At 68.0% G+C, this 20,340-nt stretch carries 19 protein-coding genes and 3 pseudogenes; 14 read left to right on the top strand and 8 right to left on the bottom strand.

What is annotated here, in order from left to right; genetic code table 11:
- Window positions 1-32: 32 nt before the first annotated feature.
- From OG972_RS38320 to OG972_RS38300, 5 genes are all read left to right on the top strand, one after another.
- Window positions 33-860, top strand: a complete 828-nt coding sequence (locus OG972_RS38320; RefSeq protein WP_266989418.1) for a VOC family protein — start codon at window positions 33-35, stop codon at window positions 858-860.
- A 241-nt stretch (window positions 861-1,101) separates the two neighbouring features.
- Window positions 1,102-1,353, top strand: a complete 252-nt coding sequence (locus OG972_RS38315; RefSeq protein ID WP_266989417.1) for a hypothetical protein — start codon at window positions 1,102-1,104, stop codon at window positions 1,351-1,353.
- A gap of 162 nt (window positions 1,354-1,515) precedes the next feature.
- Entirely contained in the window at window positions 1,516-2,277 is a 762-nt protein-coding gene (locus tag OG972_RS38310) for a metallophosphoesterase (protein WP_266989415.1), read from the top strand.
- A gap of 340 nt (window positions 2,278-2,617) precedes the next feature.
- Entirely contained in the window at window positions 2,618-3,439 is an 822-nt protein-coding gene (locus OG972_RS38305; protein WP_266989413.1) for an alpha/beta fold hydrolase, read from the top strand.
- A 91-nt stretch (window positions 3,440-3,530) separates the two neighbouring features.
- Window positions 3,531-4,169: a cysteine hydrolase family protein gene (locus tag OG972_RS38300; RefSeq protein WP_266989411.1), complete on the top strand. Its 639-nt coding sequence runs from the start codon at window positions 3,531-3,533 to the stop codon at window positions 4,167-4,169.
- 499 nt (window positions 4,170-4,668) lie between these two features.
- Here the strand turns inward: OG972_RS38300 and OG972_RS38295 are convergent, their stop codons facing one another.
- Both OG972_RS38295 and OG972_RS38290 read right to left on the bottom strand, forming a co-directional pair.
- Window positions 4,669-5,358: a hypothetical protein gene (locus OG972_RS38295; protein WP_266989409.1), complete on the bottom strand. Its 690-nt coding sequence runs from the start codon at window positions 5,356-5,358 to the stop codon at window positions 4,669-4,671.
- 477 nt (window positions 5,359-5,835) lie between these two features.
- On the bottom strand, window positions 5,836-6,138 hold the full coding sequence (locus OG972_RS38290; RefSeq protein ID WP_266989407.1) for an SDR family oxidoreductase: 303 nt from the start codon (window positions 6,136-6,138) through the stop codon (window positions 5,836-5,838).
- Window positions 6,139-6,574: 436 nt separating this feature from the next.
- Between OG972_RS38290 and OG972_RS38285 the strand changes: the two genes are divergently transcribed.
- Window positions 6,575-8,932 (top strand): SpoIIE family protein phosphatase, encoded by a 2,358-nt coding sequence (locus tag OG972_RS38285; RefSeq protein ID WP_266989405.1) that lies wholly within the window; start codon window positions 6,575-6,577, stop codon window positions 8,930-8,932.
- A gap of 990 nt (window positions 8,933-9,922) precedes the next feature.
- Here OG972_RS38285 and OG972_RS38280 read toward each other — a convergent pair.
- Window positions 9,923-10,465, bottom strand: a complete 543-nt coding sequence (locus OG972_RS38280; RefSeq protein WP_266989403.1) for a TIGR03086 family metal-binding protein — start codon at window positions 10,463-10,465, stop codon at window positions 9,923-9,925.
- A 35-nt stretch (window positions 10,466-10,500) separates the two neighbouring features.
- Window positions 10,501-10,923 (bottom strand): SRPBCC domain-containing protein, encoded by a 423-nt coding sequence (locus tag OG972_RS38275; RefSeq protein ID WP_266989401.1) that lies wholly within the window; start codon window positions 10,921-10,923, stop codon window positions 10,501-10,503.
- Window positions 10,924-11,038: 115 nt separating this feature from the next.
- Here OG972_RS38275 and OG972_RS38270 point away from each other — a divergent pair, with 115 nt between their 5' ends.
- Both OG972_RS38270 and OG972_RS38265 read left to right on the top strand, forming a co-directional pair.
- Complete coding sequence (locus OG972_RS38270; RefSeq protein ID WP_266989399.1) at window positions 11,039-11,350, top strand: helix-turn-helix transcriptional regulator; 312 nt, start codon at window positions 11,039-11,041, stop codon at window positions 11,348-11,350.
- Window positions 11,347-11,793 (top strand): SRPBCC domain-containing protein, encoded by a 447-nt coding sequence (locus tag OG972_RS38265; protein ID WP_266989396.1) that lies wholly within the window; start codon window positions 11,347-11,349, stop codon window positions 11,791-11,793. Before OG972_RS38270 ends, OG972_RS38265 begins: the two co-directional genes overlap by 4 nt.
- A 448-nt stretch (window positions 11,794-12,241) precedes the next feature.
- On the opposite strand, the gene OG972_RS38260 is transcribed toward OG972_RS38265, so the two are convergent.
- A complete protein-coding gene (locus OG972_RS38260) occupies window positions 12,242-12,475 on the bottom strand; it encodes a hypothetical protein (protein WP_266989394.1) in 234 nt (77 codons plus the stop codon).
- Between the two features lie 412 nt (window positions 12,476-12,887).
- Window positions 12,888-14,086 (bottom strand): annotated as a pseudogene (locus tag OG972_RS38255) (RNA-guided endonuclease InsQ/TnpB family protein).
- A 51-nt stretch (window positions 14,087-14,137) separates the two neighbouring features.
- Here OG972_RS38255 and tnpA point away from each other — a divergent pair.
- From tnpA to OG972_RS38225, 6 genes and pseudogenes are all read left to right on the top strand, one after another.
- The gene (gene tnpA, locus OG972_RS38250) at window positions 14,138-14,566 is read left to right on the top strand and encodes an IS200/IS605 family transposase (RefSeq protein WP_266989392.1); all 429 of its coding nucleotides are present in this window, start codon (window positions 14,138-14,140) and stop codon (window positions 14,564-14,566) included.
- Between the two features lie 460 nt (window positions 14,567-15,026).
- Window positions 15,027-15,323 (top strand): FAD-dependent oxidoreductase, encoded by a 297-nt coding sequence (locus OG972_RS38245; protein WP_266989390.1) that lies wholly within the window; start codon window positions 15,027-15,029, stop codon window positions 15,321-15,323.
- Between the two features lies 1 nt (window position 15,324).
- Window positions 15,325-15,801, top strand: a complete 477-nt coding sequence (locus OG972_RS38240) for an FAD-dependent oxidoreductase (protein WP_266989388.1) — start codon at window positions 15,325-15,327, stop codon at window positions 15,799-15,801.
- A gap of 340 nt (window positions 15,802-16,141) precedes the next feature.
- A complete protein-coding gene (locus OG972_RS38235) occupies window positions 16,142-16,873 on the top strand; it encodes an SDR family oxidoreductase (protein WP_266989386.1) in 732 nt (243 codons plus the stop codon).
- A gap of 76 nt (window positions 16,874-16,949) precedes the next feature.
- Window positions 16,950-17,227: pseudogene (locus tag OG972_RS38230) on the top strand (succinate dehydrogenase); the annotation flags it as partial.
- 15 nt (window positions 17,228-17,242) lie between these two features.
- Complete coding sequence (locus OG972_RS38225) at window positions 17,243-18,139, top strand: RNA polymerase sigma-70 factor (protein WP_266989384.1); 897 nt, start codon at window positions 17,243-17,245, stop codon at window positions 18,137-18,139.
- A gap of 75 nt (window positions 18,140-18,214) precedes the next feature.
- Here the strand turns inward: OG972_RS38225 and OG972_RS38220 are convergent.
- Window positions 18,215-18,427: pseudogene (locus OG972_RS38220) on the bottom strand (transposase); the annotation flags it as partial.
- Window positions 18,428-18,648: 221 nt separating this feature from the next.
- On the bottom strand, window positions 18,649-20,259 hold the full coding sequence (locus OG972_RS38215) for an FAD-dependent monooxygenase (RefSeq protein ID WP_266989382.1): 1,611 nt from the start codon (window positions 20,257-20,259) through the stop codon (window positions 18,649-18,651).
- Window positions 20,260-20,340 lie beyond the last annotated feature (81 nt).

Genomic DNA, 20,340 nt, shown 5'->3' with positions numbered 1-20,340 from the left:
CCCCTCGTGCGGGGGCGAGGAGACGAATCCTGATGACGCCTGCACGTCACGTCACTCCGGTGTGCGGTACACCGTGCTGGGTCAACCTCATGACCCGCGACCTGCGCGCCACGCAGGACTTCTACACGACCGTTCTGGGATGGGAGTTTCGCCCGGGCAGCCTGGGAACGGGTTTCTCGGTCGCCTCTGTTCAGGGGCGACCGGTGGCCGGGCTGGCTGAGGTGGCGCCCGGCCTGCCGGTGGCCGGGGCGTGGACCCCGTACTTCGCCGTGGCGGACGCGGACGTCACCGCAGCCCGGGCCCGTGAGCGCGGCGGCACCATCGCCGTCGGCCCGATGCGCTTCGGCCTGGGCCGGGGCGTGATGGCAGCAGACCGCGACGGGGCCGTATTCGGCTTCTGGGAAGGCCGCGCCCTACCCTGGTCGGCCGGCCGCGGCAACGCACCGGCCTTTCTCGAGCTGCGCACCCGTGACGCGTTCGACGCCGCCATCTTCTACGCCGAGATCTTCGACTGGGCCTCCGGCGAACCCGGCAGCTGCGAGGTCACCTACGCCTACGAGCAGGACACCGTCACCGTCCGCCAGGGCAAGAACACTGTGGCCACCCTGCGCGGAGGCGGCGTCGGGGAATCTCCCGACCCCCGCGTGCGGCCGCGCTGGCACGTGCACTTCCAGGTCGACGACGTGGAATCGGCCATCGTCGCAGCACGCGCGGCAGGAGGAACCGCAACCGCCGTGGCCCCCTCGCCCGGCGGCGGGACCGAATCCGTCATCAGCGACCCCGGCGGCGCCCTCTTCACCGTGTGCACCAGATCAGTACTCGCCGGGCCGATGGCCACAGCCGACCAGGAACCGGTGTGACCGATACCGGGAGACCGGCGATGGCACCACCGCACAGTCGGCATGGCGATCGCCGCAACCAGTGATGTGGTCCCGCGGCCGCCGTCCTCACAGGATCGGCGGTCCCGGTGTCCAGGGCCACCGAGGTGAGCAGTCGTCTCGCCCCGGCCGGCCCGGCGCGGCGATCACCTCGCCAGAGGTCCCGTCGGAAAGGTACAGCCGGTCAGCGTGCCACCGCGGAGACTCCACCGGACCGTTTCCGGTGAGCAAGGGTGATCGTCGGCATGGGTCCCATCACGGGCGACGATCTCCCCGGCTGAGGGTCGTCCCGTCATCCCTGGCGGAACAGCGCTGGGCCCGGCTGGAGCGCACCTCCCCCGGCGACCTGTTCCACTTCCTGCCGGGGCGCGACGACGCGGAGGTCCAGTCGACCGCCGACGCGCAGACCAACGGCATCGTCGACCCGGCCTTCTCCTCGGGCGACGTACTCAACATCGTGCCTTCCACGCCTTGAGCAGGGCGGACGCGACGCAGTGAGCGGAACTCTCCGCCTCGTAAGAGGCGCTCACAAAAACTACGCCTCCAGTGACCGTGCACGGTGAAGCAGCCCCTCCTCGTCCTTCGCGTCAGGCGAACGCTCTCACTTCCCAGCTGTCTTCACCTCACAGTGGTGACCATGCTGAACCGAGTAGCCGTCCTTTCCGACATTCACGAAGTCCTGCCCGCGCTCGAGGCCGTGTTGGCCGAGCCGGAGGTGAGCGCCGCTGATCAGATCGTGCTCACCGGCGACATCACCGCAGGTCCGCAACCGACCCAGGTCCTGGACCTGTTGACCAGCCTCGGCGACCGGGTCACCTGGATCAGTGGCAACGCCGACCGCGAACTTCTGGAGTACCGCCGCGGGCAGCGCCACTCGATCCCCGATCCGATCGCCCCCTGGGCTGCCGAACAGCTGCGCGAGGACCACCTCGACCTCCTCGGCCGGCTGCCGCAATCACTCTCCCTGTCCGTGCACGGCCTGGGCAAGGTGCTGTTCTGCCACGCCACCCCCCGGGACGACGAAGAGGTCGTCCTGGTCGACTCGCGCCTCGATCGCTGGAAGGAAGTGTTCAGTGGGCTCGACACCGACATCCGCACCGTCGTCTGCGGCCATACCCACATGCCATTCGTCCGCCTGGCCCACGGCCGGCTGGTGATCAACCCCGGCAGCGTGGGCATGCCCTACGGACGAAGCGGAGCCCACTGGGCCATCCTGGGCCCTGGCGTCGACCTGCGCGTCACCGACTTCGACATCGAGGCCGCCGTCACCCAGGTCAGCCAGGACTCCTCGTACCCCGAAATCGCGGAGTGGGCCGACTATTTTCTGCACGCGCGCGCAACCGACGCAGACGCTCTCGAAGCCTTCGGCCCGCGGGACGGACGCGAGCACGCAGGGTGACCGTCTCCTCCGTCTCCGACAGCAGACGGCACAGCACCGACTACACCATCAACGATGACCTGCCCGTCTGCATCCCCTTCAGCGCACGGCCCTGATCCACTGCTCGGCGCCGGCCCGTCGGCAGAGGGGCACTCCCCCCATCCGGCTCAACGTGGCGCCCCGATCTGTGGCGTTCTATGGTCGAAACTGACTGGCGGAGCGGAGCGTGAGCAGCGTCCGTGGCGGTGGGTGCGATCGGTGAAGCGTCCCAGGAGCTGGACCCGCACATACATGGTCGTGAGCGGGACGGGGACCGTCGCCGGTGTGACAGCTCGGGAAAGTCAGCTGGGAGGAACCAACGATGAGCACGTTCACCACTGCTGACGGGACAGAGATCTTCTACAAGGACTGGGGCAGTGGGCAGCCGGTCGTGTTCAGCCACGGCTGGCCTCTCAACGCCGACGCATGGGACGGCCAGCTCCGCCTGGTCGCGGAAAACGGCTACCGGGCCATCGCCCACGACCGGCGCGGGCACGGCCGCTCGGGCCAGCCGTGGAACGGCAACCACATGGACACCTACGCCGACAACCTTGCGCAGCTGATCGACACCCTCGACCTGCGCGACGCCGTCCTGGTCGGCCACTCCACCGGCGGCGGGGAGGTGGCCCGCTACATCGGCCGCCACGGCACCGGCCGCGTCGCCGGGGCTGTGCTGCTGGGTGCGGTGCCTCCACTGATGCTCAAGACCGAGACCAACCCGGAGGGCCTGCCGATCGAGGCGTTCGACGCCATTCGCGAGGGTGTCACCGGCGACCGCTCCCAGTTCTACTGGGAGCTCGCGGATCCCTTCTACGGCTTCAACAGGCCAGGGGCCACCGGCTCGGACGGGGTGCGCCGGGCCTTTTGGATGTGGAGCATGCAGGTCGGCCTCAAGGGCGCATACGACTGCATCGAGCAATTCTCGGAGCAGGACTTCACCGAGGACCTCAGGCGCTTCGACGTTCCGACGCTGATCGTGCACGGTGACGACGACCAGATCGTGCCCTTCGTCGCCTCGGCGCCCAAGTCCGCCGAACTCATCAAGGACTCGACCCTCATCGTCCACTCCGGCGCCCCGCACGGCCTGGTCGGCGAGCACGAGAAGGCCTTCAACGCGGAACTGCTGGACTTCCTCAAGGGCTGACCGCCACCCACCTCCGGCCGGGCGACGCGTCCGTGCCTCATGGACGATTGTTCCGCCACCGTCCAGAACCACCCGCGAGGGGAGCCTTGGTATGAACGACCCCGGATACGCCGGCGCGACGACCGCACTGCTTGTGGTTGACCCGTACAACGACTTCTTGTCCGAGGGCGGGAAGCTGTGGCCGCGAACAAAGGCAGTTGCCGAGCAGGTGGGCCTCCTCGGCCACATGCGTCAGGTCCTGGCGGCCGCCCGTGCCTCCCGTATGCGCGTCTTGTTCGTGCCCCACCGACGGACTTCTCCAGGCGATTACGACACGTGGGCGTATCTGTCCGCCTCGCAGGACGCAACGCGCAAAGGGCAGGTCTTCGCCGCGGGTACGTGGGGCGGAGAGTTCCACCCGGACTTCCAGCCGCGCGAGGGAGAACTTCGCGTGCACGAACACTGGTCCGCCAGCGGCTTCGCCAACACCGACCTGGACTTCCTGCTGAAACAGCATCACGTCTCAAGGATCGTGCTGATCGGCATGCGGGCGAACACCTGCATCGAAACCACTGCGCGATTCGCCCAGGAGCTCGGCTATCACGTCACGCTGATCAAGGACGCCATCGCCGCCTTCCGCCCTGAGGAGATGCAAGCGACGTTCGAGCTCAACGCTCCGACCTATGCCCACGCCATCCTCACCGCAGATGAGTTCACCTCAGGGCTGGCCCGAGCGGCAACCAGCCCCTGAGCGGATTCATTCACGGGTTGTGAAGTCGGTTGTGTTCGGGAGGCGCCCAGATCCACGGGCGGGTCGGTGGACATGAACGACGAGGCGAAAAGCGTCGGGGCCCGGAGCACGGCCGCAACGGCAGCATGTCTTGATTGGCTGCTGGCCGGCCTCGGGCGACGCGACTGCGGGCGCCTGCCTCATTTGGGCTGAAGTCGCCGATAGCCTGGGAAACCCCGACGAACTGCAACCCATCGTCCACTGCGCCATCTTGCTCGACAGCTGGGACGACGACTGGGACGTCTCGCTTGAGACGCTCAACCTCCTGAGGAACCGCCGGACGGATTGACGATTCGTCCCATGTCGCACACCAGCGATGAAGCCTTCAACGTCTGACTACGCAGGGTGAACCGTCACGGAAGTTTCGCAGAACCCCAGCCTTGAAGTCACCAGGGTCCTTGCCAGGGCAGCATCGGGATGCTCCTGCCGCGGCCGGGCGGCGGTGCCTGTCCTCCGCTGTTCATCCGCGGCGTCGTACGTCCGGGCAGCCGACCTCCGGGGAGGCGCCATACGGTTCGATGGCGGTCCTCGCACCGCTGACGCTGCCGGACAGACACAGTTGGCCGCCCATCACCCGCAGGTCGAGAATGAACTCCACGGTTTCGCCGGAGCGTTGCGGGCCGTGGATCCGCTCGTCGATGTAGCCGAGACCACGCAGGGCCTCCCGGACGCGCGAGGGCGTCGGGTCGGGCATGCGGTTGAGCGCCTTGGTGATGCGACGGGCGTGGAGGGGTGCCTCGCACTTCTCGACGGAGTCCAGCTCGACTTTCCCCTTGGCCGTTTCATCGGTCCGGGGCTCACCCGTGGGCGGCGGTTCAGCCGGGAGGGGGAGCTCGGGCAAGGGCGCGGTGGGCGGCGCTGTTGGAGCCGGCTCCACCGGCGGCGCCTGGCTCGGAAGGTCCGCCTGACACGGTTCGGCGACGGAGAGGAGGAGTTCCATGAACGCAAGGAACTCGGAGTCGCCGGGCTCGGGGGCACCGGGCTCCGCAGCACCGCGGCCGGCCTCGATACGGTCCCCGCCGCCCGCTCGCTCGGCACCACAGGCGGTAAGCGCGAGTGCGCACAGCGCCGCCAGTGCCGCGCCGCGCCAGACGTGGGACCGCCCCCGGGTGCACCCCATGCGGGTGCCCCTCTTGAAAATCTGTGTCATGGCCGCAGTGTGGGGTTCGAGCGGTGGACCTCGCATGAGTACCGGTACTCAGCACCAAGTCCGGGACGTGGACGCCGGGTTCCGACGAGGACGACACCGTACTGCCGTCACCTCTCGTGAACGTGCACGAGCCGGTGCCCCCACTAACCTGCTGGAACTCAACGACAAACGCCGCTGCTGGAGGTGAACGAGGGCACCTGAGGGCGAAACCGGCGTTCACCGCCACCGTGGATGCCTGGTCATCTCCATGTCCGGCCACCGGGAGACCATCCGACCAGGATTCCCCGCTCGACCACCGGAAGAACCACCCGGTACGACAACGGCTCCTGACACCAGGCCTCGTCGGCTGCGGAACGCGTCGCCGCGAGTGCTGGGGCAGGCCCGACGCCGACAGTGTCATTCCTTCAAAAGGCACGGAATTCGGCATCGGGCATGTCCAGGTCCGGCGCGATGAACGTCTCGGCGATGCGGTGGGGCCTAAACAGACGACCCGCACGCCGTCAGGTCCCAAGTATCGGCCGCGAGCGTCCGGCTGAGCGCCTCGACGCTCGCGCAGGCGACCGCGAATCCACCGGTCCCCGCGATGGCCGGCGTGGCCGGCGACGCGGAGAGCGTGAGAATGGCGCCCGAACCACGCTGGACCATGTGTCGTCCGGCGATGCGCGAGGTGAGGAATTGCGACGACGCCCAGGCCGTGGTCGGGGACACGAAGTCGGTAAGGAAAAGTTCGAGCAGCGGAACGCCCTGTACGGCCTGGATACCGATCGCGTTCAGCACCACGTCCGGCGCCCCGCCCGACCGGCCACCTCGGCGAGGTAGCCCTCGACGTCGGACTCGTTGGCCGCGTCGACCTGCGCCCATGGTCACCGCGTGAGGCGGCCCGGCCTCCGCGCACGCCGTCCGTCGCACCGCGGACACCCTGCGGCGGACAGGCCGAGACGGCACCGGCCGACACAACCGTGCTCGCCGCGGCGGCGCCAGGTCGGCTCCGAGCCGCCCGTTCTCAGGTCACGCAACGTAAGTGATCCATTACCGGTCCGGGCTCAACGGCTGTCGTGACCTGGTGCGACTCGACATCGCCGCGTCGGGCGCATCGCGGCACACTGAGAACAGCAGATGGGGATCAGCGCCTCATCTGCGGGATCATCGAGGGTCGGGGCGGTCAACCGCCGTGAGGGTGGGTGATTGCCCCGACGGCGACGGAGGTGCCTTGGCCGTGAGAGGCGACGCACTCATGATCATCGATGGTTCCGGCGTGATCATGGAGTGGAGCCACGAGGCCGAGTCCTTGCTGGGCCTGCCTGCGTCCCAGGTACTGGGCTCTCCGGCAACGGGGCTCTTCACGGTCTGCAAGGGCGGTATCGGCGAGGAAGAGGTACGGCTGAGCTGCCGGGACGGCCCCATGGCAACGTGTGAGTTGCGAGTGCGGCCGGTACTGAGAGACGGCGCTGTGGCCTGGGAAATCGGGCGACAGCCGGCGGAACCCGCGGGCGGGACCAGTGCAAGCAGCATCAGTGCCGGTGGGATCGAGGCCCTTTTCAACCAGTCACCCATCGGCTTGCACATCCTCGACCCCGAGCTCCGGGTCGTGCGCATCAATACGGCCACACTGGCCATGCACGGAGTAACGGCCGAAAGCGTACTGGGCCGGCCACTCGCGGAGGCGTACCCCTTTGCGGACCCTGCGGCCGAGGAAGCCATGGCCCGCCGAGTACTTGAGCAAGGCCTGCCGGCGCTCGACCGCTTGGTGCGCGTTCATTTTGATGCTGATCACGGCGGGGGGCGAGTGTTCTCCGTATCCGCCTTCCGACTTCGGAACGACCAAGGTACGGTCCTCGGGCTTGCGATCTTCACCGTCGATGTCACCCACCGGGAGCGGGCGCACGCACACGCCTCTGTCCTCGCCGATGTTCGCGAATGCGTCGGCCGGACCCTCGATGTGGTTGCCACCTGCCAGGAGGCAGCGGATGTCCTGGTGCCCAGGTATGCAGACATTCTCGTGGTCGAGGTGGTGGACGAAGTCGTACGGGGTGAGGACCCCCCACTCGGTCCGCTCAGCCGGGATGTGCCCCTACGGCGTGCCGCCTTCCGCAGCCGTGCCGCGGAGCCCGTGCATCCGCTCGGCGATGTACGCAACGTTCCGTACGGGACCCCCTTCGGACGGGCTCTGTCCGACCTGCGCCCCCGGCTCCTGGAACTGACTGCCGAGAGTGCGTGGTTGGCTGCGGACCCGGCACGGGCCGCGGCCATCCGCGCGGCGGGAGCACATTCGCTCATCACGGCACCGTTGACGCTCCGCGGCACGGTGCTGGGGCTGATGAGCCTGTACCGCTGCGGGCAGACCGAATCCTTCGGCGAGGACGACGTCGGCCTCGCACTCGAACTGGCCGCCCACACCGCGCTGTGCATCGACAATGCCCGCCGCTTCACCCGCGAGCGGACCATCGCCGCCACAACCCAGCGCCGACTCCTGCCCCAGAACCCCTCTCCGCAAACAGCCCTCGACACAGCGTGGCTCCACCTCCCCGCAGACCGGGGCGCGAGCTGGTTCGACACCATCGTCCTGCCTGGCGCCCGCACGGCTCTGGTCACCGGCCATGCGTCCGGGAACGGAATCTCCGCCGCCACCACCATGGGGCAACTGCGCACCGCCATCCACGCGCTGGCCGCCCTCGACCTGGAACCCGACGAACTCCTCGCCAGACTGCACGACACGACCGATCGTCTCGCCGAGGAACGCGCGGCGCTCCCGTGCGCCGACCCGCTCCACAAGGAGACGCTCACGGCAAGCTGCGTCTACGGGGTCTACGACCCCCTCACCCGCATCTGCACCATCGCCCGTGCGGGTCACCCCGCACCGATCGTCGTGCATCCCGACGGCACGACCCGCGTCTGCGATGTTCCGGCAGGCCCCCCGCTGGGATGCACCCAGAACATGCCCAGGGCTTCCGCGAGCCTCGAACTCGCCGAGGGCAGCACCCTCGCCTTCTACACGTCAGCCCTGCTCCCGGAGGCGGAGACGGAGACGGAGACGGAGACGGAGACGGAGACGGATCCCGGCCTGCTCCGGAGCGTCCTGGGTCGATCCGACCGCTCCTTGCAGTCCCTGTGCGACGACGTCGTCTACGCACTGGGGAACGAGCGCCCACGAGGCGACGCCGCCCTTCTCCTGGCACGGACCTCCGACATCGCCTCCGGCCACGTGGCCACCTGGCAACTCACCCCCGACGCGACAGCCGCCGGCGAAGCCCGGGCGCTTGTCCGGCGCCAATTGGCCCAATGGAACCTGGATGAGGAAACGGCCTTCACCGCGGAGCTGATCGTCAGTGAACTGGCCACCAATGCCTTGCGCTACGGAGCCCCTCCCCTGCAACTGCGCCTCATCCTGGAGCGCACACTCACCTGCGAGATGACGGACGCCGGCGACTCCGCACCCCATCTGCGGCACGCCCGGGTCGTGGACGAAAGCGGTCGAGGGCTGTTCATCGTCTCCCAACTCGCCCACCACTGGGGCACCCGCTACAGCCAGAACGGCAAGACCATCTGGACCGAACAGAACTGCTCGCCCGATTGAAGGCTGATGAACCGAGGAAACAGGTCCACAATCCTCTGATGCGGGCATGGCGTGGCTGTCGGACGAAGCTCCGCGTCCCGGTCGGAACGAGCCACGACTGCCAACGGGATGACGCACTGCCCGCAGAAGCAGACGTCCGTCCGTCGACCATCAGCGAAACCCGGACGGCTCGTGCCGACGAATCTGCTCGGGCGGTCCCCTACCTGTAGCGATCAGGCAGGGCCCTTTGCGTGTCGCCGGGGTGCAGGTGCCACCGCGTCGAGTGCGATCTGGACAGGGCGCAGCACGACTTCACCAGCCATCGAGCCATGCCGGCCCTGCGCCCCGCAGACGGAACCGGAACCGTGCGGTACAGACCGATTCAGGCGCTCCGGGCGATGGCTTTCGCACGGTTGTCCGTCGTGCGCGTGGCACGAATCGTTGATCGGCCTCGCTGCGAATTCTGCATGGCCGCGGATGCGTGCAGGAGTGAGCGGCCGGCCGGCCCCGGTCAGCGGTGCGGCCGCTGCCGCGCACGCCTCGAGATGACCAGGTGCGACCGGGAGGCCCTCGTGAAACGGCACGTCGACCGCAGTCGTGCACAGCCCCGATGCATGGCCTCCTCCTGCGTGCCGACCGGCACAGGATGCCGATCTCTCCCCCCGGCGGCCCCGCGTCACGAACGTCTCGGCGCGTCCGGGGCGACCGAGGGGAAGGGGAGCTGGATCCGTCGTACGGGGGCTGGGCATCGACTTCGTCCCAGCGCTCGCAGGCGTCGATCACACGCCAAGGGCCGGCGCCACGCGTCACCGGGCTGCTGCCGCGACAGGAGCGACGGAAGCCCCAGCCTGCTGGTCGACCTCCCACACGGACACCTCACCGCGGCTTGAGGCGCACCCCTGGAGCAGCAGCGATGTCACCGATGGGGGCCGTTGCTGCGCCGATCCGGCCGTCCCGGTCGGCGGTCGACCGGGACGGCCGGAGGCAAGGAAGGGCGGAGGGCGTGCGGTTTTACGCCCACGCGGGGTTGCGGCCACTGGCCGCGAGGGCGCGGTCGAAGGCGGGGCCGTCGGCCGACGCTTCGAGGGCCGGGCCGTACGAACCATTGGCGCGGGCCTGTTCGGCCAGCTGCTCGACGACAGTCAAGGTGACCTCGGCGGTCTCCTCGCTGACGGTGAAGGTGCGGCCGATCGCTCGGCTCAGGTCCCAGCCGTGCAGAGCGAGTTCCTGCAGAGTGATCGCGGCAGCGAACTGGGCGGGCATCTCGCCGGGGCCGAAGGCGGTCATGCCTTCGTACGCGGCGGGTTCGGCCCAGGCCGCGGCTGCCTTGAGGGCGAGATCGGCGACGGCCGCGGGCTCGGCGGCCGTGGTCTCGGGAGTCTGCGGCTGCTTGCGGGCGGCGCGCTCGGAGCCGGCCAGCACTCCGGCGAGGTGGCCGAGAAGCTCGGCGACGGTGAACTTCTCGCAGGGGGTGCGTGTTTCGAGCTGATCGGGGTGTACGGCGCGGGCCACACCGGCAAAGGCGGTGGCGAGTTCGTTGAGTGCGGCATCCATGGCGGGCTCCTGGTCTTTGGTCTCGTGCGGGCAGGTCAGACGGTGAAGAAGGGAGTGGGCTTGCCGGTCTCGATGAAGCCCTTGAGTCGGGTCATCAGCTGACCCCAGGTGTCACTGATCATCGGCAGCTCGGATTCGCCCTCCGTGAAGCCGGAGTGCGAGAAGGCCACGCGGGTACCGACGCCGTCGGGGCCCGTGGTCAGTTCCCAGGTAATGGTGGTGCCGGCCCAGTGCGGAGGGAAAGTGCCGATATTCACCCAGACGACGCTGTCCTCGTCGGCCTTCTCGCGGCGGAGCTGGAAGGGCTCGGGAACGCCGGGGAAGTTGAAGAACAGGACCTCATCCTTGCGGTTCACATCGTTGGTCCACCAGCCGGTGAGGCCGTCGTGGGTGTTGAGCGCCGCCAGTACGCGGCCGCGATCGGCGGCGATGTCGGTCTGGAAGTTGATCTCGGCCATGAGGAGCTCCTGAAGGGTGATGCGTCCGTCGTACGGCGGAAGCGATCTATTTGAGTTCACACTAAAATAAGCCCTCCCCGGATAGCAAACTGAAGCGTCGACTAAAATTCGGAACATGGACGCGGTACAAGTCATCGCCGAGCCCAGACGGCGCGAGATTCTGCGGCTGATCTGGGACGACGAGCTGCCCGCCGGGGACATCGCAGCCCGCTTCGAGGTCACCTTCGGCGCGGTCTCCCAGCATCTGAAAGTGCTGCGGGACGCCGGCCTGGTTACGCTGCGGAAGGACGGGACCAAAAGGTTCTACCGGGCGGACCGCGAGGCTCTGGGCCCGCTCGCCGACTATCTCCAGGCGATGTGGGGCGCCAAGCTCGACGCCCTGGCCAGTCTCGCCGAAGCGGCCGAACGGAACGAGAACACACCATGAACACCCCCACGGACACGGTCACGCTCGAGCGGCACATCGCCGCCCGCCCGGAGACCGTCTTCGGCTTCTTCACCGACCGCGAGAAGTGGCTGTCCTGGATGGGCGCCGACGGCACGTTCTCCTTCGAGCCGGGCGGCGCCTACCGCACGCGAGTCACCGGGGAGAACGTCGCCTCCGGTCGTTTCCTCTCGGTCGACCCACCCAACCGGCTTGTCTTCACCTGGGGTTGGGAGGAGGGCGGCATGCCCGTGGCGCCCGGGTCCAGCACCGTGGAGATCACCCTCGAACCCACTCCGGACGGCACGTTGCTGCGGCTGGTCCACAGCGGCCTGCCCACCCCGGAGTCCTGCGCCGCGCACGAGGAAGGCTGGAAGCACTACGTCGAGCGGCTCGCCGTACGCGCGGAGGGCGGCGACCCCGGCGCCGACAGCTGGATGCAGTAACCCGCGGGCTCGAGGGCGATGAAGGGCGTATCCGGCCAGCGGCTCGCGGTTTCCGGGCCGCGCAGCGTCCGAGCGGCTGACCGCAGTCACTGCGGGCAGGCGAGAGACACCCGCCCCCGAGGAGTTCGCCGCCCGACTACTGAACTTCATGGATCTGGCCGGCGGCATCGCTCGCAGCGTGGGATGGCTTCCGGCGAGGACCTCGACGGGTGGCAGGCCGACCCGGGGCGGTGCCGTCCGGTCGTGCCGGCGGATCGGTGTAACGGCACGATGGGCCACGGTTCAGCCCGCGCCGTCGGGACCGTCCGACGGACAGCAGGCCACCGGTCACCGCCGCTGCAACTCAACGAAGTCACGGGCGGCTTCGGCTGCCCATGACGATTCGTGGCGCGGCGGTCTGCAACCGAACACCGAGGCGACCTGCTGCAGGCAGGAATCTGGCGTTGGCTCAAGCGTGGTCAACCAGTTGTGCGTGGCCTTTCTGGCGTGCGCAGTGGGCGCAGCAGAAGAACTGGCCGTTTGTCTGGAGGCCATGCCCCAGGATCCGACATTGACAGTTCTCGCAGGACGGAGCGAGCCGTTGGGCGGCGCACTCAAAGCTGTCGAAGATGTGAACAACCCCTGCCGCACGCACCTCGAATGCCTTCTCGTAGTCATTGCTACAGACTTCACATACCGCCATGGCCGATTGCTCCTCGCGCTGTGTTGGGCATCTTTCCTGGACGTTACGAGGCTGTGCCCGGCCTCACCCCAACGCAAGGCGACCAGCGGCATGGGCCTGCGTGATCACTCGCCTGGACGCGGTTCACGTACGACGGCACAGCACCGTCTCATGCCGGCTCGGGAAAGGGGCACATCGGTGGCGCTCCAGTGGGCCAGGTCCCTGGACGCCTTCCTCGGGGACGAGCCGGAGAACCACGAGAACCGATCCGGGGCTGAACCGACCCGTTGGCCCACCGTACGGCGCACGGGAACCGGGCAGCGTTTCATAGGTGGTCGCCTGTGTGATGGCCGTCGATCGCGGCGGCGCCGGCGTCGCAGACGAGTCCATGCTTCCCGTGACTCCTCCCCCTCGTGAACGAGGGGGCTTCTCGCTATGCCGGTGCGGCTTCGCGACGGACCAGCCCGGCCCGTAGAACGTTCAGGGCGCCCACCGTGTCCGCGTGCGCGCTGTGGTCGCACGAGACGCAGTGGAACTTCTCCTGTGTGGGCCGGTTCTCCGCTGCGACGTGCCCGCATTCGGGGCAGGTCCGGGAGGTGTTGCGGGGGTCCACAGCGATCACGTCTCGTCCGGCACTTTCAGCCTTGGCGTGCAGGATCGTCAGGAACACCCCCCATCCGGCATCCGAGATCGAGTGGTTGAGTCCGGCCTTTGCGGCGGCCCCGTTGGGCAGGAAGCTGCCCGGCCGGTCGGGGTCGGGCCTCGGTGCGGGGGCCTTGACCATGTTGCGGATCTTAAGGTCTTCGTGCGCGATGAAGTCGTGTTCGCGGACCAGGCCCCACGCGGTCTTGTGTGCATGATCGAGGCGCTGACGGCGGACCTTTCGGTGCAGGTCCGCAACCTTCTGGACGGCCTTCTTACGCCGGTTGCTGCGGCGCTTGCACCGAGCGACAGCCTGCTGTGCCGCTTCGAGCTTCGCGGCGGCCTTCCGCCCGTGCCGGGGGTTCTCGATGAACTCGCCGCCCGAGTCGGCAAGGAAGTTGGCTATGCCCATGTCGATGCCGACCACAGAGCCGGTCGCGGGAAGCGGCTTAGGCGCGGTCTGCTCGGCGGTCAGGATCACGTACCAGCGCTTGCCCTCACGCTTGAGGGACACGGTCTTGACCTTGCCGACCACCGGCCGGTGCTGGTTGACCTTGACGTGCCCGACACCTTGGAAGCGGACGCGGGTGACCGGGTCGTGCGGAGTGGAGTCCCAGCGGCAGCCGTCCCCGTCCTTGGGGAAGTCGACCGTGTCGAACCAGTTCACGCCACGGAAGCGCGGGTAGCCCGGCGTTTCCCCGCCTTGACGCGGCGGAAGAACGCGGCGAATGCCTTGCCGAGACGGCGAAGCGTCGCCTGCTGGGAGGAGAAGGACCACCGGCCCTGACGCTCCGGGTCGTGCACCCGGATCTCCTTGAGCTGCGCGGACTGCATCCCGTACTTGATGCTCGTCTTCGATACGTGCCGGTACGCGTCACGGCGTTCCTGCAAGGCACCGTTGTAGAGGGAGCAGTGATCGCGCAGCATCTCGCCCAGTGCGATCGTCTGGCCCACGGTGGGCCGCATAAGGAACTTGTACGCTCGCATCATCCGACCCACCCCCTTCCACGTTGGCTCGCTTGATCATACTACGCTTGGCGTATGTCACCACGCTGGAAGCCAAATTCCGATATCCGCACCGGACGGCACGTCACCTACACCCTCCACGCACACTTGGTGTTCGTCACCAAGTACCGGCGTGACATCTTCGATGACGCCATGCTCAAACGGTGCGAGGAGATCATGCGAGAGGTCTGCGCCAGCTTCGGGACAGAGCTACGCGAGTTCAACGGCGAGGCGGATCACGTGCACCTGTTGGTGCACTACCCGCCGAAAGTCGCCCTGTCTAAACTGATCAACTCCCTCAAGGGCGTAAGCTCCCGGTACCTGCGGGCCGAGTACACCGGCCGCATCAACCGGATCGGCATGGGGTCAGTGTTCTGGTCCCGCTCCTACTTCGCAGGATCATGCGGCGGTGCACCGCTGACCGTGATCCGCCAGTACATCGAAGGCCAGAAGCGGCCTATCTGACCGCAACGACAGAGGCGGAGCGAACTCCGGCGCTTCGCGCCTCCGGGCTTAGGACGCGTTTCCCTCCCCGGCTGAAGCCGGGGATACCCACGCAAGAACAGGGATGGCACTGCACCTGCGCGAGCAGGACATGAGCCTGCGCGACATCGCCAAGCCCTCGTCATCACCACCAGCAAGAAGAGGGCCAACATCCGTCCCCGGCAACCGTGATGCGGATGCCGCGCGAGCACGACGCGCACGCGGCCGGCGTCTGATCCTCCGGCGAGGGATCACCGCCCAGTACATCACCCCGCGCGGGGACTGGGGCGCGCACGGCACCGTCACTACTGGGGCCCTTGCAAGGCGCCGCCACAGTTCTGACCGACCACTCGGGGACGCACGTCACACTCTCCTTCCTGTCACACTCTGCCCGGCCGTCTTGTCAATGGTGCGTAAACGTCAACACGGCACAGGAGAACGAATGAAGGACATCCTTGTCATCGGTGGAGGATTCGCCGGCGTGTGGAGCGCGGCAGGAGCCGTGCGAGCCACGCGTGAGGCAGGTGAGGAGGTGCGGGTGACTCTGGTCAGCGGTGGTGACGATGTGGTCGTGCGTCCCCGTCTCTACGAAGAGGACCCGGAGAGCAAGCGGGTGCCTCTGGACCGTGTTCTCGGGCCCATCGGCGTACGCCGGGTCACGGCGACTGTGACCGGTATCGACACCGGGGCCCGTACTGTGCGGGCCGTCGGGCGAGCAGGCGAGCAGGCGAGCAGCTGAGGTGATCCCCACAGCCACCGTCGTGTGGACGGCCGGAATGGTCGCCAGTTCTCTGACGGCACAGATCCCGGGAGAACGCGACCGGCTGGGACGGCTGAGCGTGGACGCCTATCTGCGAGTGACGGGAGTCCCTGACGTCTACGCCGCCGGCGACACCGCCGTCGCCCTCGCGGAGGAAGGGCACTACACGACGCAGAGCTGCCAGCACGCCCAGCCGATGGGGAAATTCGCCGGACACAACGTGGCCGCCGACCTCCTGGGAACCGATCCGCTGCCCTTCACCCCCGATCCCTACAGCACCTGCCTGGATCTCGGTCCGGCCGGCGCCGTGGTCACACAGGGCTGGGACCGCACGGTCCTGATGACCGGCAAGGACGCCAAGGCCCTCAAGCGGAACATCAATACGCTGTGGATCTACCCGCCGGTCGACGACCCCGAGCAGATCCTCGCCCAGGCAGGCCGCTTCTCCAACCTCTGACAGCGCAGGCGGCCGCGCATCCCGCCCGCCGATCCTGCGAGATCACTGCCGGTGGCGCGCATGAACGGCACCCCGGACAGGCATCGCACTCGCATGGCCGGTGCGGCGCCTGTCTCGTCATCGCGGCGCGGCCCGGCATCCAGCGCGCCGGCTACGCCACAGAGGGCCGGCCAGTCAACTGCTTCGACGACGGAACGAGCCCGGCGCGCGATACGGCTGGGCGCTGCTCGACGAGAAAGGCGGGCGAGAAGCCGTGCGGTTGCGTCGGCCGCGCGGCCTGGGTGAAGTTAGCGCCACCAAGGCATATATCGGACATCGTCATCGACGAGAGGACCATGCAATGAAGTTCGCAGTCATCGGCGGAACCGGGCTGATCGGGTCGCTGGTCGTGAAGAACCTGAACACGGCCGGCCACCAGGCCGTCCCGCATTCCCTGTCCACAGGCGTGGACATCATCACCGGCCAGGGTCTGGATGATGCCGTGGCGGGCGCCGACACCGTCATCAACCTGACGAATTCACCAACCTTCGACGACGCCTCGCCTGCCTTCTTCCGGACGTCGATGGACAACCTCCTCGCCGCGAGTGAGAAGGGCCGCGTCGGGCACTTCGTCATCCTCTCCATCGTCGGCGTGGATCAGGTGCCCGACCTGGACTACTACCGGGCGAAGGTGCTCCAGGAAGACATCCTCAAGGCCGGCCCTCTCCCGTACTCCATCGTCCGCGCCACGCAATTCATGGAGTTCATCGACGCGGTCATGTCCGAGACCACCGAAGGCGAGACCGTCCGCCTGCCGCGTACGCCACTCCAGCCGATCGCCGCCGTGGATGTCGCCCGCGTCGTCGCCGAAGTCGCCGCCGGCACCCCGCTCAACGGCGTACTCCACATCGCAGGCCCCGACGTCCATCCCCTCGACGAACTCGGCCGGCTCACTCTCACCGCCAAGGGCGACGGGCGCTCCGTCGTCACCGATGACACCGCCGGCATGTTCGCCGCGGTCCACGGTGATGTCCTCACCGCCCGGAACGACGCCCGCATCGCCCCCACCCACTACACCGACTGGCTCTCCTGAACCAGCCGCGACCCCCAGTGCTCGGCCGTGTCGACCTCCCGTCCGACGACTCCACCGCGTCCAGCCCGACGCCGATATGCACCCGGGCATCGCGGGCTTCCAGGACATCGCCCACGACGTCGACTTGAAGTCCGCGGTGCTCGCGGCGCGCGCGACGATCGAGGCCGCACTCGAGCGTCGCGCGGCCCGCGGCTGCCACAACGGTCCGACCACCCGGAGCTCGACCCATCGCTGCAGGTCAACCTGGTGTGGTCCAGTCCAGGGCTGGTGGAACGGGAGGCTGTCCCGCCGATCCCCGACGGCATCGCGGCGCTCATGCGTAAGGTCTCTACCGTCGGCAAGCTTGTCGAGTAGCAAGGGTTTCGAAGAGTGCCGTCGAAGAACGATCCAGCGGAAGACGCCGAGAACCTTCAGGAAGCAGAGGCGGTGTTCCGCGGTGCCCGCGGTCGCATGTTCGGGATCGCCTACCGGATGCTGGGCAGCGTCAGCGACGCAGAAGACATCCTCCAGGAGGTCTGGATCCGCTGGCAGACCTACGACCGGTCCACGGTGCAGAACGCGCAGGCGTTTCTCGCGACGACCACGACGAGGATCGCGATCAACGTCCTGCAATCCGCGAGGGTCCGCCGTGAGACCTATGTCGGCCCTTGGCTGCCGGAGCCGGTCGACACCAGCAGTGACCCGGCACTGGGAGCGGAGCGCGGGGAGGCTCTGGAGGTCGCGGTGCTGATGCTGCTGGAGAAACTCACTCCCACGCAACGGGCGGCGTACGTGCTTCGGGAGGCGTTCGACTACCCGTATGAGCAGATCGCGGAGATCATCGGTCAGACGCATGAGAACGTGCGCCAGCTGGTGAGCCGGGCGCGAAAGCATCTGGCCGCGGGGAAACGTGCAAGTGTCGCGGCCCCCGAGCACCAGCGGTTCCTGACCGCGTTCGTGGCGGCCGCACAGACAGGGAATGTGACCGCACTGGAGGAGCTGTTCGCGAAGGACGTCGTCTCGTATTCGGACGGCGGGGGCGCCGTCCGGGCGTCGAAGTTCCCCGTCGTGGGCCCTCACCGTGTGGCGAAATATATCCACGCGTTCGCCGAGAGCTTCTGGTCTGGTGTCTCGGTGGAGCCGGTCGAGACCAATGGCCGGGCTGCGGTGCGTCTGTACCGTGACGGGAGCGTGTTCGCCGTTGTCACGGTGAGCGTCACCGCAGACGGTATCGACCGAGTGCTGTGGATGATGAACCCGTCGAAACTCACTGCCATGGCCGCCTGAGCATTCAATCCCGCACCGGGCGTACAAGGTGACCGCGTCCTTGGTACGGACCGTGATCATCCGGTGCCCGTCGTTGAGCGCGCCGTCGCCGACGGCCAGGAACGGGGCTCGCATGCCCCGGCGAGCGCAGTCCCGCAGCGGGCCCGCCCACGCCTCGGACGACTCGCGGTAGCCGTCCGTCGGTCATCGCGATCAGTTCCTTCGTGCCGTCGGCGCGTACGCCCTTCAGCACCCGGGCCGCGGCTTCGCTTCCTCCAGGCGTATCCGCAGATGGACGCCGTCCGCCCAGTGGCCCCGGCTCGGCCGGGATACTCTTCCGCGGTCGAGCGAGACAGATCAGCGGATGGCCAGGGTTGACCGCGACACGCGAACGGGTGTGACTGCGCACTGCACTTGGCCTGTGTCGCCAAGTGCAGCGCTCAGTTCGCGTGGCCACAGCACACTTCAAGCCTTCAGGGCCTGCCGCAGGTCGGTTGATCCGTGATGTTCCCCAGGGGTGCTCAGATTCCTCATGTGATTGACGGCTCAATGAGGTTGAGGTCCCTCTGCGTTTCCTCGCCCGCTGTGAGGGTTTCCGTAGGCCGGAACCACCGCTGCATGGCTGCCTGGAGCGCATCCAGGTCTGCTGAGTCCGGGCGGGATGACGCCGATGCCCATGCCACGTAGCAGTCGGGACGAAGCAGCAGGGCGGTGGCTGCAGACGCGGTCGGCTGGGGCTGTGCGGTGACGATGTCCACCTGGTCGTGCCACTCGGACAGCGCCCCGGCAACCGATGCGTCTTCGGTCAGGTCGAGCAGCAATGGCCGCGCGGTTCTGGTCAGTTCCGTCAGCCGAACCGCCCCGGTCGGGGTGTGCAGTTCCATGTCCGGTGCGAACCGTCCGACCAGGGGGTGCGTGTGGTGGCAGCCCATGTCGTAACGGATGTCGGTGCCGGCGGTGAGGTCGGCGAGGTGCTGGACGGTGTTCCGGTGGCCGAGCAGTTCGTTGAACAGCTCGCGCAGCGCGGTGACATCACTGCCCGGCGCGGTCAGCGCGGCCTGCGCCTGGGCGTACATGACCATCCGGTGAGCGGCTTGCCGGCGTTCGGTCTCGTAGCTGTCGAGCAGTCCGGGTGGGGCGCTGCCGCGGATCTCGGCGGCGAGTTTCCAGCCGAGGTTGATCGCGTCCTGCAGGCCGAGGTTGAGCCCGGGCCCGCCCCCTGAGGTATACACATGGGCGGCATCGCCGACCAGGAACACCCGGCGGTCCCGGAATCGTTCGGCCACTCGGGTGTTCCCGCCGCTCAGCCTGCGCAGCACGTGGGGCCCCTCGCCGGTCGGCGGGCCGAGCGGCAGGTCGGCGCCGAGCACGCGGCGGATGCTCGCCCGCAGCTCGTCAAGGCTCATGGGAGCCTCTGTCCGGTGCTGGTCCCACTCTGTAGTGCTGACCAGCGGCGGGTGGCCGGGGAACGGCGCGTACGAGAACCCTCCATGCTCGGTGCGGTGGGGCAGGAACGGCAGGATCGTCCCGTAGCCGGGCACGCTCAACGCGCCGGTCTCGGGCTCCACCCACTCCGTGGGGACCGTGGCGTGTGCTGTCCGGTTGGTCCGCCGGTCGTAGGTGATGCCGGGAAAATTTATGCCGGACAGCTTGCGCGTGATGCTGTGTGCTCCGTCCGCGCCGACGACGTAACGGGCCCGCAGCCGGTAGGCCCGGTCCATGTCCGCGACGTCCAGGGTGACCTCGTCGTCCTGCGACAGGCCGACGAGCTTGTGTCCCCGCCGGATTTCGACGCCCAGTTCAGTGGCTCGCTCCTCCAGGACCTGCACGATGCGGTGCTGCGGCGCCGGCAGGCCGTAGACCGGGCTGTCCTCCAGCAGGCTCAGGTTCAGGCCCATCGCGGCGAACATGAAGTACGCGGAGTTCGGCTGCGGCGGCCCCGGGGTACCGCTCAGGCGCTCGTACAGGCCCCGGCGGTCGATCATTCTCACAACCTGGCCGAGCAGCCCGTTCGCTTTCGGCTCCGTGCTCGGCGCGGGAAGACTCTCCAAAATGACTGGCCGTGCCCCGGCCAAGGCCAGTTCACAAGCAAGCATCAGCCCGTTCGGGCCGCCTCCGACGATGACGACATCCTTGATCACGAACGTGTCCCCTTTTGCGTGGACGAAGAAGAGCAGGACGGATCGGCCCGACAGCGGCCCGGCAGGATCGGTTACACGGTT

Source organism: Streptomyces sp. NBC_01669 (assembly GCF_026339735.1).
Classification (GTDB): domain Bacteria; phylum Actinomycetota; class Actinomycetes; order Streptomycetales; family Streptomycetaceae; genus Streptomyces; species Streptomyces yanii.
The sequence above is the reverse complement of the archived record's forward strand: the minus strand, read 5'-3'. Positions and strand labels throughout refer to the sequence as shown.

Coding starts and splice junctions, on each gene's coding strand:
- OG972_RS38260 (WP_266989394.1), bottom strand. CDS start 12,475: ATGGCGGTATGTGAAGTCTGTAGCAATGACTACGAGAAGGCATTCGAG.
- tnpA (WP_266989392.1), top strand. CDS start 14,138: ATGTCACCACGCTGGAAGCCAAATTCCGATATCCGCACCGGACGGCAC.
- OG972_RS38235 (WP_266989386.1), top strand. CDS start 16,142: ATGAAGTTCGCAGTCATCGGCGGAACCGGGCTGATCGGGTCGCTGGTC.
- OG972_RS38320 (WP_266989418.1), top strand. CDS start 33: ATGACGCCTGCACGTCACGTCACTCCGGTGTGCGGTACACCGTGCTGG.
- OG972_RS38245 (WP_266989390.1), top strand. CDS start 15,027: ATGAAGGACATCCTTGTCATCGGTGGAGGATTCGCCGGCGTGTGGAGC.
- OG972_RS38280 (WP_266989403.1), bottom strand. CDS start 10,465: ATGGATGCCGCACTCAACGAACTCGCCACCGCCTTTGCCGGTGTGGCC.
- OG972_RS38295 (WP_266989409.1), bottom strand. CDS start 5,358: ATGACACAGATTTTCAAGAGGGGCACCCGCATGGGGTGCACCCGGGGG.
- OG972_RS38275 (WP_266989401.1), bottom strand. CDS start 10,923: ATGGCCGAGATCAACTTCCAGACCGACATCGCCGCCGATCGCGGCCGC.
- OG972_RS38270 (WP_266989399.1), top strand. CDS start 11,039: ATGGACGCGGTACAAGTCATCGCCGAGCCCAGACGGCGCGAGATTCTG.
- OG972_RS38265 (WP_266989396.1), top strand. CDS start 11,347: ATGAACACCCCCACGGACACGGTCACGCTCGAGCGGCACATCGCCGCC.
- OG972_RS38300 (WP_266989411.1), top strand. CDS start 3,531: ATGAACGACCCCGGATACGCCGGCGCGACGACCGCACTGCTTGTGGTT.
- OG972_RS38305 (WP_266989413.1), top strand. CDS start 2,618: ATGAGCACGTTCACCACTGCTGACGGGACAGAGATCTTCTACAAGGAC.
- OG972_RS38310 (WP_266989415.1), top strand. CDS start 1,516: ATGCTGAACCGAGTAGCCGTCCTTTCCGACATTCACGAAGTCCTGCCC.